Origin of the sequence: Photobacterium gaetbulicola (assembly GCF_003025515.1) — a bacterium.
In the GTDB taxonomy this organism is placed as follows: Bacteria; Pseudomonadota; Gammaproteobacteria; order Enterobacterales; family Vibrionaceae; genus Photobacterium; species Photobacterium gaetbulicola.
This window is the reverse complement of the sequence record NZ_PYME01000014.1, coordinates 71,438-84,854: the sequence shown is the minus strand read 5'-3', so window position 1 is coordinate 84,854 and position 13,417 is coordinate 71,438. Positions and strand designations below refer to the sequence as shown.

The following is a 13,417-nucleotide window of genomic DNA, read 5'->3' as shown; positions in this document are numbered from 1 at the left end:
CTGAATATAGAGCTAGTATCGGTAAAAATAAGGAAAAGAAAAAGAGTCCAATTTTATAACTTTACTTCCCCTTATTGACGACAACCCAATACAAATTAGCGCTTTTTGCCGCATGAGCTTAAAATAAGGAAGTTTTAAACTTGTCGCGTTCCTTATTTGCAACATATTTGCTGTCCAATGAAAGATGAAAGAGCTTTTCAGTACTACTCGCGCTTAATGCCTCTGGGTACCAAACAAGATGTGATGATTTCCCTATCGGAGGTGGCAGGCATACTATGCACCACAGCACGACATGGCCTATGACCATATGGTCATCCTCGATTGCGCCAAAGCACTCAGCGATAAACTCCAGCGTATGGGTATCTCCAGTAAGGTTAAGGTCTATCCTTTTGCCGAGTTCCATGAACGCGCAGAGCGAGAAGTGTTAAAGGAGGCCATCATCATTGCCAGCTTCAATGTTGACGATAACCTACCGGTTTCCGTTTTTCGCTGGTTTTACTCCAATACCATCTTGCACAGCGGTTTATCCTCCGAGGCGCAAAGCTGGCTTCACCAACAATTGAACCACATCCGCGAACGGTGGGAAGTTAAAGACTATTTAGCACAACTGGAATCAATCGGAACAACTATGCAATACGAAAACTGGCTGGTGCCGTTATTCCATCATCGGCAAACACTTCGGTGGCGGGGGTCTTACAAGGGGTATCAATAACCGACTGGTCTTGGCCAGACTTTAAAAAAGTCTGGGCGGATGATGAGTAAGAAAACAGGTGATATTTTATATTCACTTGCTATTAGAAATGATCGACGGGATATCCGGCAAAACTCATCAAATCAAGATCATAACGCTCCATAAGCTTCTTGGTGTTTCCTAGAGTCCATTTGAAAAAAACCGTTCAAAATAACATGAAGCGATTATATAAAAAGGATAGGTACAGGAGGAATTATAAATAAAAAGCCTCACTAGATAGCAAGGCTTAAGCTGTATTTACCCTAATTTCGCCTGCTCGTGATGTTGAGTGAGCTGCTTATACAAGGCATCTTTTAGCACCATTCGCTGGTGTTTCAAGTCATTCATGCAAGTATCATCAATCGGGCTGCCTGAAATTTCCAACTGACGAATCTTGTAGTCTAGTTCGTGGTAGCGCTGCAGCTCGGCTTTAAACCTCGGGTCATCGTGGTTGAGTTGAACAATATCGATTTTGAGCTCAGGAAAATCTAATATAAACGCATGGTTATCATTTAGCATCAGCAGTCCCTCAATGGTTAATCTATAACTCATTATAGAGGTTGGATTTACATAGAACTGTGCCCTAAATACTGTTGGCCTGAGTTAACTTAGAAAATTAGATTAAGCTAAAAAATAATCTGCCAGTAAATGCTTCCCATAACGTTAATCTACGTAGCCAATCTGGCAGGTCGGTTATTCGAGATGACTTATCTTGAACATCAAAAGCCTATGCCCAAATAAAGCATAGGCTTTGATATGCCCGCAATGAAATAAAGGTTAGACTATGCGTACTCAACCTCTAAAGCCTTAAGTACTTCCCTATCATTATCAACCCGCTTAATCCAACCATCGGCTTCCATGCGATTTAGTAAAGGGATCATATACTTGCGGGATAGTCCTGTTCGCTCCCTTGCTTCAGAGATAGCGAACCGCTCCCCTTCCTGCCGATGACGGAGTAGGTCTTGTACCAACCCCTCATAGATTGATGCGAGGTAGTATATTTTCCCTTCCATCGGCACCGCAAAACCAAGCCTGACTAAGTTTCTCAGCTCCTTCTGTGCGCCTGGAATTTTCTCTTTATCCGCCTCGTAACCTTGCTTACCGGCTTGCTCCATATGCTCAAGGATCTTCTTGGCTGTCGGCGACAACTGAGCTTCATTCTGCCCACTACCTAGTGAGTAAAGCTCATTGCATTGTCGTATCTTGCCTTCTTGAACCAGCTCATCAAGTACAGCCGACAATGGGGCCACTGCCATTTGCAGCTTTCCACTCAGTTCAATAGACGACAGATCAATTTGTCCCTGCTTAAGAATTGCTCCGACCTGCTGATAGGTTTGATTGAAGCACTCTTCGGTATACAGCCAGTCACCACAAATTTTGTAGCCGGACTCATCGAGAGCTTGCTCTCCGCGCTTGGCAAAACCATAGAGCGACATATTGATAGTGACGTAGTCTTCCCATGCAGGATGCTGTGGCATCGCCATCAGAAGATCATAGAGTTTATTACGATCCGCCTTCGCAACAGCCCCCGACCAGACGATGGCACCACAGTTGAGAATACGACTGCCACCATGCTGGATCAGCAACGCTCTTTGATTCCAGAAGCAGCTTGCAGGCTGTTTCAGCCGAAGCCGGGCAAGGTTGGTCCCCTTGAAAACAAATATCTTAGCTAATGTATTAAACGTCCCAAACGCCACTTCCACTTCGCTGTTGTTTCGACATTTGTTTTCGAAGAGCTGGCTGTTGAGACGGACAATCACTTCATCGGTAACAAATGAAGCCTCCTTGTGGCTGGTCAAGCAGAAACCCCGCTCAACCTCTTTTTTCTTGATCCCCTTGAGACCAATCGCCACTCGGGAAACCGGCTTTGCCAACTGAATATTCTGGTGGTATGACTGCAGGCTCTTAACCTGCACCTCACGACCGCCGGGCTGCATATAGAGCTTTTGACCAACCGCAAACTCACCACCACACAGACTGCCGGTGACTGTCGTCCCGACACCGTTAACGGTAAACACGCGATCGATGTATAAGTGGCCGTGGCGTGCATGGTCTTGCCGTTCGCCATCTACCGTTTTATCCAGCTTCTGACAGATGTGCTGACGCAGCCCCTCAATGCCTTCTCCTTGAAGGGCTGACACCGTGACCGAATCTGGGATAAAGCCGGCAATATCGAGAAACTGCTCCAGAGATTCTTCTTCCACCAGACCCAACATCTCCTCGTCCACCAAATCGGCTTTGGTGATCACCAAGGTGACATTTTCAATCCCCATCGACGCGATGACTTTGAGGTGATCGGTGGACATTTGCATCCAGCCTTCATCAGCCGCCACCACAAACAGCACCATATCGAGGCTCCACACCCCGGCAACCATATTGCGAATAAAGCGCTCGTGGCCCGGAACATCAATCACCCCAACTGGCTCGCCATTTTGGTGTTTAAAATAGGCAAAACCCAGATCAATGGTCATACCTCGCTTCTTTTCCTGCGGCAAATGTGCAGTATCTATCCCTGTTAGTGCTTTTATCAGGGCTGATTTACCATGATCGACGTGCCCTGCGGTTCCGACAACATAACTCATTACAACACCTCCGCCAGCTGGTTACGTAAATACGGGATCTCAGAAGCCTCAACTGTCGCCATATTAAGCTGGACCTTGTCATGCTTTATCACCCCAATCACCGGCAGTGGCCACTGCCTCATAAGGGCCAGCAATTTATCAGGAGATCGCTGGAAAGCTGGCTGGCTAGGGTTGATCTGCACCGACCAAGAGGGATCAGACTGATCAGGCAGCGATCCTCCACCGACCGTCATTTCCGATTGCACCACCGAAATAAGATCACCAAAACCAGCGACCAATTCTTGAGCTCTTTGTTCCAGCAATCTGAGATCAGCATGGCTTTTGGTTTCGGCAACCCCTTTTCCTTCTGCCTGCTGGTTCAGCTTTCGCACCACCAACTCTTCCAACAGCGAATAAACAATCCTGCTGGGACGAAAAGCACGCATCATCGGGTTCTTCTCAAGCTGTCGAATAAGCGCATCTTTGCCCGAAATCATACCCGCCTGAGGTCCACCAAGGATTTTATCCCCTGAATAACACACCAAGTCCGCCCCGGCATCAATGTAGCTGGAAACCGTTGGCTCGTCCGGCATCTGCTCCGTCGTAGTACCAGAACCCTGATCAACCGCTAATATCACGTGATCCGGAAGCGCACTTGCCAACTCTCTGACATCAGGTGATTCGGTAAAGCCCCGGATCTTGAAGTTTGAAGTATGCACTAGCAGTACCATCGCAGTCTCGTCAGTAATGGCATCGAGATAGTCCTGGGTGGTTGTGATGTTAGTGGTACCCACTTCAACCAGCTTGGCCCCCGACAGTGCAAGAATATCCGGGATCCTGAACCCGCCGCCAATCTGGATCTGCTCACCGCGAGACACAATCACTTCTTTGCCCTTGGCCAATTCATGTAGTAGCAAATAGATCGATGACGCATTATTGTTCACAACAAGCGTGTTCTCGCCTTTGACCAGATATTGCATCAGTTGCTGGAGAAGCCCTTTGCGCTTACCTCGCTTACCCGTGCTCAAATCAATTTCCAGATTGCTGTAGTGGGTATTAACTTCGGTGACCTGCTGCCAGAGATCAGCATTGATTGGCGAGCGTCCCAAGTTGGTATGAACAATAACCCCGGTACCGTTAACGACTCGCTGCAAACGCTGCTGGTTAAGCAACCAGCAAGCTCGCTCAATATTGTGATACAACTGCTCCAAGGAAAACGGATACTTTTCAGGCTCCTGTAAATGCTGCTTTTTATACCGGGCAACCTGCTCTCGAACAGCATCGGCGACTACAGGACGACTCAAGCGCTCTATAAAGGGTGCCAAAAAAGCTTGCTGCAAGATTTTTTCAATTTGTGGAATCGATGATAAGGTGCTTACTGCCATGATAAAGCCCCATAAGTTAAAAATTAAAACTGCCAGAGTAAATACTCAGGCCGTTAAGAATTAAGTAGGGCTTTGAAAAAGTCAGGGACAATAATAAAAGGAGACTTAATAAAGAATCAGTGGTATTAAAATGCCGCTGTCATTTTTCACCCCTGAATAAAACATACGAATAACTGATGTTTTATAATTTCTGAAATAATAGAAATGAGTTGGCGGAAGGAGCAGGAATCGAACCTGCCAAAGCCTATTCAGCTCACGTCGGTTTTGAAGACCGGGAGGGCCACCAGACCCCATCCACTTCCGCGTTTCGATGGATTCAATATAACCATAATAATCATTAAGTTAAAGCGCAAAATGATGGTAATGTGAGCTCGCAGACAAAGTATGAACATTATGCAACACAATGTACTTAAGCGTGCGCAAGTTAACATTATTTCGCTTCACAAGCATTATCAACTCAGGGGCTTTATCAGTTTTAAATACAGATTAATTACAGCTAATTAACATCGAATTATATTTACTTATCTGAGCGATTATCTTTATTTAATTGTCCATTTTTTGATTAAAACAACCAACAAGATCAAATTTGTGCATGGCAAATGAATTTATAATCTAGCGTGATATTAAAACAATAATGGACAAGAACGTGAGATACGACAGACTAGAAATTATTAGCAACAACTTAAGCCTTGCGACCCTATCCCCCCATGTCACCATTACACACCAGGATCATATTCTGGACGTATTGACATTAGCCCGTGACAAAATTCATACAGGAGCAAGATTGGTCTCCCATCCCCTCGCGGGCAGTGTGAAGCCACACGAAACTCCTTACCGGAGTATTGTTCTGCTCAACCAACAGGATGGTCTGGATATGGAGTCACTCAATACCATTGAGCAAGCGATTGAACGCTACCAAGTCCTGTGCAAACCCAACCCAAACCACATGACTTTAACAGCTGCAGATATCCATCGGTTATTTCCCGAGAAGCAGAACCGCGATTTTCAGTTTATCGATCTGCAACTGATCAAATCCAGCCTCAGCGCAATGGGAGTTCGATTTGCCGAATACCAAGCCGCTGTGGTTTAACCCTATTCCTCCCGTATCAGAATATACCCATAGCCATGTTGTTCGCTGCCGTTCTGGGCTTAGCGCGAGCAAGCAGAGCAACACCAAACCTGTCGGAACAAAACTCCGGGGACTTGATTGCTGGTTTCTCACTACCTCGGACAGCAATACGGGTTATCAGCTTTTGATCAGCGATAACCTGTTACCTCAAGTTGCGACGGGTATACGGAAGCCCCATCACAGCCACTGCACTGGCGAATTTGCCAAATCCAATGAGGGCACATTGCTACGGCCTGTATATGCGGCCCATTCGCATTTTCAAAACCTTAAACAGCGCCTTTCCAGCAATATTGCTCTCAACTTAGTACTAGAGCATGAAAGCTTTATTCAGGGGGCTGCGATAACCGCTTTTGCCGAACAGGTGAAACTCGATCAGGCTAATTTGTATTACCTTCATGCTTTTCGTTGCCATGAGCCCTCCTTTGCATCATCTGAAGTAACAAGCAACAAGCAGACTCTGAGTTGGTGGCATGAAAAGTGGTACCAGTTTAGCCATCACAACCAATGTGAGCATTGGCAGTTAGGCCTTGGCGTGCTCACCCATACCGGACAGCTTGAAATTTCGGCCAAGAATAATGCTGTCCCTACCCGCCCCGACTGGCACAATCAATTCTGGGGCCACTTCGACAATTGGTTGCCGGCCTCGTACCGCAGCAAGATCAGCCATGCCCAGCTTATGCAGTGGATTGGCATTTTTCGGTATCTGTATAATTTTTCGGGGCGTTACTTGGCAATTCCCCAATTTCAGAACCATGAGCTCTTTTCGGAAAGTAACGGCTGGGGCTCAGTCGAGCATCTCGTTGATACCGTAAATAAGTTTGTCATCACATTCCAGGCCAACCAGTAGACGGGCCTATCAATGCAACTGTTCACTGTAATTCCCCGGCACGGTAAAGGCTCCACCGCGTAACAAGCGGCCCGATTAATTCAAAGAATACCGTCGTGGTCACCGCTAAGGTCAAAACGGGCTCGCCAATTTCTGGCAGCCGCTCTCCAACCAATAATGCCATACCGATCGCCACGCCAGCCTGTGGTAATAAGCACCAGCCCAAATAACGGGTTACCTGTGGCGATGACTGGGCAAAATGTGCAAACACCACCGCTCCGAAAATTTTACCAAGGCAGCGGGCTAACACGTACACAAGGCCGATAACACCCAACAGGTTAAGAGCCGAGAGTTCTATGCTCATCCCGGAGAGAAGAAAGAAGATGATGAGAAAAGGATCACTGACTGTTTCAATATCATGAAAAGGCCTTTCGATATGTTTTGCCCTTCTTGCCACTGTTGCCCCTAGCATCATACAAGCTAGCAAATAAGAGACGTCTAAGAAGAGAGCACAACCACCACAGATGAAAACAAAGCCCATCGCTTCAACAAGCGTCGGCTCGCCAGGCCGGTGACGCCCTACCACTGCCGACATCGGTATTCCGATGACAACCCCCAATAGCAATGCCCCGAACACCTCCCAAGCACTGTGTGCAATATCGCCAACACTTGTTTCATTACCAGCGACAGTGGTCGCGGCAACCAATAGCAAGCTGAATATTATTACGCCCCACGCATCATCGACCGCAACGACCCCCTTGAGGAGCCTGGATACGGCCCCACGGGCCCTGTACTCATGAATAACATCGACGGTAGCGGCCGGATCGGTTGCCGTTGCAATACCCGCAAGGACCAAGGACAAAACAAGGTTGGAGGTCGCCAGAAAGATAAGGCTAAATACGGCGATTGCAGGCACCAAAGAGGCACCGAGTGAAATGAGAAAGATCTGGCGTCGCTCGGCAATGAGATCCCGCCCTGCAAAGCTTTCGCCAAGCAAAAAACCAATCATCGCCAATGCTAGGTGGGTGACGGTTGAAAAGTGTTGGGTAAATGCCGCCGGAACGATATCCAGCCCGACCGGCCCTACTAGCACACCAATTGAAACCAGGATGGTGACACGGGGGATATGGGCTCGTGAACTGATAGCGTGAGCGAGCCAACCGGTCAGGAAAATAAAGCCGATAATCAACAAATCAGGCATCGTTTCAACTAGCATGTCTTTGGGATTGCATTCTCAGTTTGTTTGAGCACCACATTCTTTTACTTTAGGTGAATTCTCACCCGCTGTAGTGTTCACCGACTCACTTAATCCGAGAAACTAGGTAGCATGAGTTTATTGTGGGCTCACAGCATCAACAGCTGAAAAAGCAGTAACTCCACTGCCGCGACGGCAACTTACAGCCTCATACCCAGTCCGGTCTACACGAGATGGGGATCTCTCTGGAGCAAAAATGCACGGTCGCCGAGCGTTGGAGTGCCTATGTCGAACTTGGTGCGGTGTATGAGGGATTTGAGTTGGATACCACCGAAGGCATGTCCAAACTGACGTTGACGCATCAGTTTTTGGTTATTAGTACTGGATGCGAGTTTACACAGAGGAAGCGGGAATATGAGTGAGTGATTTCATGATGGCTCAACGATTCGCCTTTGTTACAGAGCTTGTCCCTATTCGTCCAATGCAGAAACGATATAAATCGGCACATCTTTCAATAAAATTAAATTATTATTTTTATAATATTTGATAATTTCAGTTAATTGTTAGTTCTCCATATACTCTCTCCATCGAAACAAATCTTGTACTAATCACGAAGCAAGACATCAGAGTCTGGAGCAAATTATGAAAATGAATCACGTAGGTATCATGGTCGGCGATATGGATAAAGCAGTTGAGTTTTATACCAATGCTCTAGGCCTGAAAGTCGTTATGGGTAACACCAAAGTCGTTGAAGAGCGTGAGACCGCCATCGGCAGAATGTGTATCGCTGTTTTCGGCGAAGGCTTCAAAGGTTTCAACATTGCCCACCTGGTCACTACCGATGGCATTGGTGTTGAGTTGTTCGAAATGAAAGAGCGCCAAGAGCGTCACGAAGTTGACTTCTCTCGCCTGGGTATTTTCCACTTCTGCCTTCAGACCGATGATTTCGCAGCGACAATTGAAAAAGTGGAGAAGTTCGGCGGTAAAGTACGTATGGATATCATGCGCTACCATCCAGAAGATGATAACAAACCAGCTAAAATGGTTTACCTGGAAGACCCGTTCGGTAACTTGTTTGAGCTTTACTCTCACACTTACGAAGAAACTTACGCTTCTGAGTACGAGTAAAAACCGAAAGCCAGCCTAGTCAGGCTGGCTATTTCACTTCTATGTGTCACCTAAGTCTATTGTTTTCACAGCGATAGCACTCGGTACTTTGTTCACCGACTCACACAGCAAAATAAAGGCGATGGCAAAAATAGGGAGATGGCCTAACACATCGGCTGGCCCCGCTACATAGGTCGTTATCAAGAAAATAGTCGCCAGCAACCCCATCACCAATCGGTTTGCGAAGCCTAACATTAGCATTAGTCCTAGCAGAGACTCACTCAAACCCACAAACCAGACAAAATGCAAGTGACTGAATGCTTCCCAGCCAAGTAACTGGAAAAAGTTATAGTAAGGATACATTTCAAGAAACGTCAGCGATAAACCTGGCAGCATGAGTTTATTGTGCAGCCCCAATATCAGCAGTTGTAACCCCAGCATAAAACGAAGCAAAATCACGGCGGCTTCTCTCCCACCGATTTGCTGGGCTAAGTAACTGAACATTTTCTTATCAAAGGGAGTAATGTAAGGGCCAATCAATACTAACGCGCCTCCAATACCGATAAGCTCTGGAAGATAGTCAATCACTGCTGAAAATGGCAACAATATGCTCGAGGCTATTGCGATCAACAAAATCATAAACCCACTGATTGTTACCGAAAAAACCATGACAGTGGCCACAGCAACTTGCAAACAAACACCAATCATCTCACGTCCCGTATCCAATTGGAGATTCGGCGCAATAAACTCGCCCAGCACCACATTAAGGATAAAAAATAACGCCATGACGACGGTTAAAAGCCGCCAAAAAAAGAAGGTGTCGGTCATAACAGGATTGGATGTCACCGAGCCGATTAACCCTTGCCGAGTAACAACATACGCAAAGAGACAAAAACCCAGTACGGCCACTAATATCGAATAGAATAACGCATCAACCGGTAGGCTTACATCCGTATATTGCGTGGAGTTAACAAACCATCGTACATGTGCCCAACTAGGTAGTGAAAATAGGCTAATAAACAACAGGGAAATATATTTCATTCTACTTTCTCCTGGTTGTGGGCAAGCTCCCATACAGATGAAGGTGCTATTCCACTTTCAAGTGACAATAAAAACTGCTCAAGTTGTTTGAGTTGGAAGGGAAATAGGTAAAGCGGTTCTAGCTCTGTGTGGTTCAAGCTATTCCGAGGCGAGCGATTGTAATAATCCATTACCTCACTAAGCTCATTAAACGCGCCGTTGTGCATGTACGGTGCCGTTAAGCTTATATTTCTGAGTGTTGGGACTTTAAATGCATGGCGTAACTCTTCACCTGCTGTTTTTAAATACACCAGCTCATCACAACTACCTTCACCTTCATCGGCATATCGGCTTAAGCAATTGAACTCATTATTTGGCAGTTGCTCAATAATCGCCAAGCGCCCTTCATCATGCAGACTCCCAGGCGCTGCGGTTGCGGTGAATCCTCCATTTGAAAACAATGGTCCGCTATGACAGCGGATACAACGCCCCCTGTCGCTGATAAATAGGCGTAGCCCTGCCTCTTCAGCGGGGCTCAAAAGCTGATGAGCCGACCCATAATCTTTTTTGACAACCGCTTCGACATACTTATCAAACCTCGACTCTGCGGGCATCAGTCTGGCTTGGTATGCCGCCAAAGCCTTACCTATTGACGCATAGATCTGGTTGATTTGGCTGCGCTGCCCATCGGTCAACAACTCCCAGTTTTCGGCACTGTTTACTGGCGAGGCTTGTCTTGGCAATGATGCCTTTTCGTTCAGAAAATTAGTCAGTTTTTCCGTTGCTCCAAATGCCTCTTTGTAGTCATCCTGGAAGTTGTCCAGTACGATATGAACAACTTCAAGCCGACTCAGTGCATGCTCAGTAGGATCTTCGAGCGGAAACAGTGCCTGTGACCATAAACTATCAGCCCGACCATCCCAAAATTGCCAAGAAAAAGCCGCACTGCCCACCACAGTGGGCGTATTACGCTTGCCGTCTACCGCTTTACCCGATGTGAAGTAATGTTTAGGTTGGTGGCAATGGGCACAGGAGGTATCGCCTTTTTGGCTTAACTGGGGTGAGAAAAACAATTTTCGTCCCAGCTCTGCGGCAGCATCATTACCGATATAAGCATTACCAGGATCAGTGACTGGCGGTAGATTGGACAAATGCAGTGACTGCAGAATCCTTAGGTCATCTTGGTTCCAATGCTGGCGAAAAGCGGGTCCCTCCCCGGGGCACCCGATAATCACCATACACAGCAATAGGTAATTGAAGCGCCTAAAGCATAAACTCAAAGATAAATTCATGGGTACGCTCTCTGTCATCCTTACATGAAAAGACCACTTGCCATAAACCCGGCATCTGAAACTTCAAGCCATCTATTCGGTAGTTTCCAACGTCTCTCTCTTGGTGCCATTGGGGTTGAGTAGGTAAACCATGCCGATGAGCAGGCATACCACCTCTTACCTGCAGTGGAACACAGTCGGTAGGATTTCCTGAACTATCAGTTATGTGCAAATTCCAACTATGTATCTGATTAATGGGTACATCATTATATTTCTCAACGTTATACGCCCTCCATCCAAACTCACTAGCAGCCTCGATACTCTCTGATGCGATCGCCATCACGCTATAGATAATTGAGATAAAGACAAAGAGAGGACGAGTAACTGCCCTTACCATAAATATATTTACCTTATATAAATTATTTGTTGATTTAATTTAACCCATGAATATTTTTCAAACACTTTAATACTGATTAAATCAATAACAAAACACATCAAACCGAATAAACAAGTGATTATTTTAAAAATACCCCATCATATTTTTAATATATAAAGTGAAAAATTTTCCATTGAGAATGTTCTTACTCTCTTGGCAAAAATTCCTTTATGAAGCGGCGTCACACATTCAATAAATCAATCGCAGATTACATACATAGATGTTCACACAAGTGCACAGTAATTTAGTCAAAACCGCCATCAATAACCTTAATCCACAGATGGTTATTTAGCCACGTTCATAAATAAAATCTTTATTACATCTAGGAATATACCCAAGCTACTTCAAGATGCAGGTTCAGCACCTTGAGGTAACTTGGGTATAAAATAAAAAAGCCAGCCGTTACCGGCTGGCTTGGTCTCATGCAATTGGGCAATTACACAAGTCTCGACTTAGAATACCGTTTGATCATCAATCTTAGTCTGAAGTGCACGTAGTGCCTTCTCGACTAACTGACGACGCAGGTATTTCTCTTCAGCTGGCTGCATAGTCGGATTGCCCAGTGGGTGTGGGATTGCCACGGCTGGAACAATACGGTTTGCGCCGACTGTTTTCGAAATTGGGACTACGGTTGCAATGTGAACCACTGGCATGACTTTCTCGATTTCTTTGACCATCGTTGCGCCGCAACGTGTGCAAGTGCCTCAAGTGGAAGTAAAGATAGCAGCGGTGACCCCGGCTTTCTGCAGCTTCATCGCGATTTCTGCACCGTATTCTTTGGCTTTGGCAACCGCCGTACCGTTACCAACCGTGGTGTAGAACATATCATGCAGACTACCGATGACGCCTTCGCGTTCCATGTCGCGCAGCACGTCGACAGGCAGTACGCGGTTAGGGTTGTTGTTACATGCCACAGGGTCGTAGCCGCCGTGTGCGGTTTCGTGAGTATCTTCGGTCAAGCACTCTAGCCCCTGAATGCTGTACTCACCGTACTTGGAAGCACTGGAGGACTCGATATGATCCGGGTTACCTTTAGGCACCACACCACCAGATGTTACCAACGCAAACTTAGCTGTGCTGAGCATTTCAACCGGAGGTTGGGGCTCGACACGGTCAAACACTGGCATTGGGTATTCGGTTGTATACTCGCTACCCGCCAACTTGTTAATCAACAAATCAACCGCACGCTCAGAACCACGCTTTTGCGCGAAGAAGTTTACACGGATACCGCGGGCCATGTAGCCAGCTTCTTCCGGCGAGCCCATTTCACCTTCAGTGTCGATAAAGCGGTTGATCAGGTTAACCATTGCCGGCACCGCTTTACGCATGCTGGCAGCGCTATTGCCGGTTTCAACCATGTAGGCATATTGACGGAATAGTTCGTAACCAGGGTTTTCAGGGTACATACCAGAGATAGTAGTGATACCCATCTCATGCGCCACTTTTGCTACCGTACCACACGCCATACCATAGCGGCCGGCATTAAAGGCCGGGCCTGCTACCACAAGATCAGGTTTCAGCTGGGCTAATATTTCCTGCAGGCCGTGGCAACATAGGCTTTCGTTTTCGTTGAAGTAGGAGTCACCACAGATAATGGTATGGGTGATTTCTGCTTTGTCCTTCAGCATGGTGTTCACTTGCGCACCGACGCCAACCGGACCTTCCGCCACTTCCATTGGAATGTGGGCCATCTCTTCACCACCTTTCTGGGCGAAGAACTGGTTTAGGTAATATACGACTTTAATTGTCATTTGCGT

Annotated in this window: 12 protein-coding genes and 1 tRNA gene; 5 read left to right on the top strand and 8 right to left on the bottom strand. The window is 46.6% G+C overall.

Features of this window, described 5'->3' with window-relative positions:
• Positions 1-177: 177 nt before the first annotated feature.
• Both C9J03_RS27310 and C9J03_RS13740 read left to right on the top strand, forming a co-directional pair.
• The gene (locus tag C9J03_RS27310) at positions 178-303 is read left to right on the top strand and encodes an SgrR family transcriptional regulator (protein WP_162845568.1); all 126 of its coding nucleotides are present in this window, start codon (positions 178-180) and stop codon (positions 301-303) included.
• Positions 293-712, top strand: coding sequence for an SgrR family transcriptional regulator (locus C9J03_RS13740; RefSeq protein WP_044621416.1), 420 nt, complete (start codon positions 293-295; stop codon positions 710-712). Before C9J03_RS27310 ends, C9J03_RS13740 begins: the two co-directional genes overlap by 11 nt.
• 276 nt (positions 713-988) lie before the next feature.
• Here C9J03_RS13740 and C9J03_RS13735 read toward each other — a convergent pair whose 3' ends face one another.
• From C9J03_RS13735 to C9J03_RS13720, 4 genes are all read right to left on the bottom strand, one after another.
• On the bottom strand, positions 989-1,249 hold the full coding sequence (locus tag C9J03_RS13735) for an HP1242/YdcH family protein (protein ID WP_044621417.1): 261 nt from the start codon (positions 1,247-1,249) through the stop codon (positions 989-991).
• Positions 1,250-1,512: 263 nt separating this feature from the next.
• A complete protein-coding gene (gene selB / locus C9J03_RS13730; RefSeq protein WP_044621418.1) occupies positions 1,513-3,312 on the bottom strand; it encodes a selenocysteine-specific translation elongation factor in 1,800 nt (599 codons plus the stop codon).
• A complete protein-coding gene (gene selA / locus C9J03_RS13725) occupies positions 3,312-4,676 on the bottom strand; it encodes an L-seryl-tRNA(Sec) selenium transferase (RefSeq protein WP_082060496.1) in 1,365 nt (454 codons plus the stop codon). Before selA ends, selB begins: the two co-directional genes overlap by 1 nt.
• Positions 4,677-4,886: 210 nt before the next feature.
• Positions 4,887-4,978: transfer RNA gene (locus C9J03_RS13720), tRNA-Sec, on the bottom strand.
• A gap of 344 nt (positions 4,979-5,322) precedes the next feature.
• Between C9J03_RS13720 and C9J03_RS13715 the strand changes: the two genes are divergently transcribed.
• Positions 5,323-5,766, top strand: coding sequence for a GrdX family protein (locus C9J03_RS13715; protein WP_044621958.1), 444 nt, complete (start codon positions 5,323-5,325; stop codon positions 5,764-5,766).
• Positions 5,738-6,652, top strand: a complete 915-nt coding sequence (locus tag C9J03_RS13710; protein ID WP_052829647.1) for a hypothetical protein — start codon at positions 5,738-5,740, stop codon at positions 6,650-6,652. Before C9J03_RS13715 ends, C9J03_RS13710 begins: the two co-directional genes overlap by 29 nt.
• 22 nt (positions 6,653-6,674) lie before the next feature.
• On the opposite strand, the gene C9J03_RS13705 is transcribed toward C9J03_RS13710, so the two are convergent.
• The gene (locus tag C9J03_RS13705) at positions 6,675-7,847 is read right to left on the bottom strand and encodes a cation:proton antiporter (RefSeq protein ID WP_044621420.1); all 1,173 of its coding nucleotides are present in this window, start codon (positions 7,845-7,847) and stop codon (positions 6,675-6,677) included.
• 621 nt (positions 7,848-8,468) lie between these two features.
• Here C9J03_RS13705 and C9J03_RS13695 point away from each other — a divergent pair.
• The gene (locus C9J03_RS13695) at positions 8,469-8,954 is read left to right on the top strand and encodes a VOC family protein (protein ID WP_039459513.1); all 486 of its coding nucleotides are present in this window, start codon (positions 8,469-8,471) and stop codon (positions 8,952-8,954) included.
• A 39-nt stretch (positions 8,955-8,993) separates the two neighbouring features.
• On the opposite strand, the gene C9J03_RS13690 is transcribed toward C9J03_RS13695, so the two are convergent.
• From C9J03_RS13690 to grdB, 3 genes are all read right to left on the bottom strand, one after another.
• The gene (locus tag C9J03_RS13690) at positions 8,994-9,974 is read right to left on the bottom strand and encodes a hypothetical protein (RefSeq protein ID WP_052829648.1); all 981 of its coding nucleotides are present in this window, start codon (positions 9,972-9,974) and stop codon (positions 8,994-8,996) included.
• Positions 9,971-11,245, bottom strand: a complete 1,275-nt coding sequence (locus C9J03_RS13685; RefSeq protein WP_162845567.1) for a cytochrome-c peroxidase — start codon at positions 11,243-11,245, stop codon at positions 9,971-9,973. The genes C9J03_RS13690 and C9J03_RS13685 overlap by 4 nt, the downstream gene beginning before the upstream one ends.
• An 867-nt stretch (positions 11,246-12,112) precedes the next feature.
• On the bottom strand, positions 12,113-13,411 hold the full coding sequence (gene grdB, locus C9J03_RS13675; protein WP_082060498.1) for a glycine reductase complex selenoprotein B: 1,299 nt from the start codon (positions 13,409-13,411) through the stop codon (positions 12,113-12,115).
• Positions 13,412-13,417 lie beyond the last annotated feature (6 nt).

What these genes read in the sequence shown, in the direction of transcription:
- C9J03_RS27310 (WP_162845568.1), top strand. Translation starts at nt 178, where the DNA reads ATGAAAGATGAAAGAGCTTTTCAGTACTACTCGCGCTTAATGCCTCTG.
- C9J03_RS13740 (WP_044621416.1), top strand. Translation starts at nt 293, where the DNA reads ATGGCCTATGACCATATGGTCATCCTCGATTGCGCCAAAGCACTCAGC.
- C9J03_RS13735 (WP_044621417.1), bottom strand. Translation starts at nt 1,249, where the DNA reads ATGCTAAATGATAACCATGCGTTTATATTAGATTTTCCTGAGCTCAAA.
- selB (WP_044621418.1), bottom strand. Translation starts at nt 3,312, where the DNA reads ATGAGTTATGTTGTCGGAACCGCAGGGCACGTCGATCATGGTAAATCA.
- selA (WP_082060496.1), bottom strand. Translation starts at nt 4,676, where the DNA reads ATGGCAGTAAGCACCTTATCATCGATTCCACAAATTGAAAAAATCTTG.
- C9J03_RS13705 (WP_044621420.1), bottom strand. Translation starts at nt 7,847, where the DNA reads ATGCTAGTTGAAACGATGCCTGATTTGTTGATTATCGGCTTTATTTTC.
- C9J03_RS13695 (WP_039459513.1), top strand. Translation starts at nt 8,469, where the DNA reads ATGAAAATGAATCACGTAGGTATCATGGTCGGCGATATGGATAAAGCA.
- C9J03_RS13690 (WP_052829648.1), bottom strand. Translation starts at nt 9,974, where the DNA reads ATGAAATATATTTCCCTGTTGTTTATTAGCCTATTTTCACTACCTAGT.
- C9J03_RS13685 (WP_162845567.1), bottom strand. Translation starts at nt 11,245, where the DNA reads ATGAATTTATCTTTGAGTTTATGCTTTAGGCGCTTCAATTACCTATTG.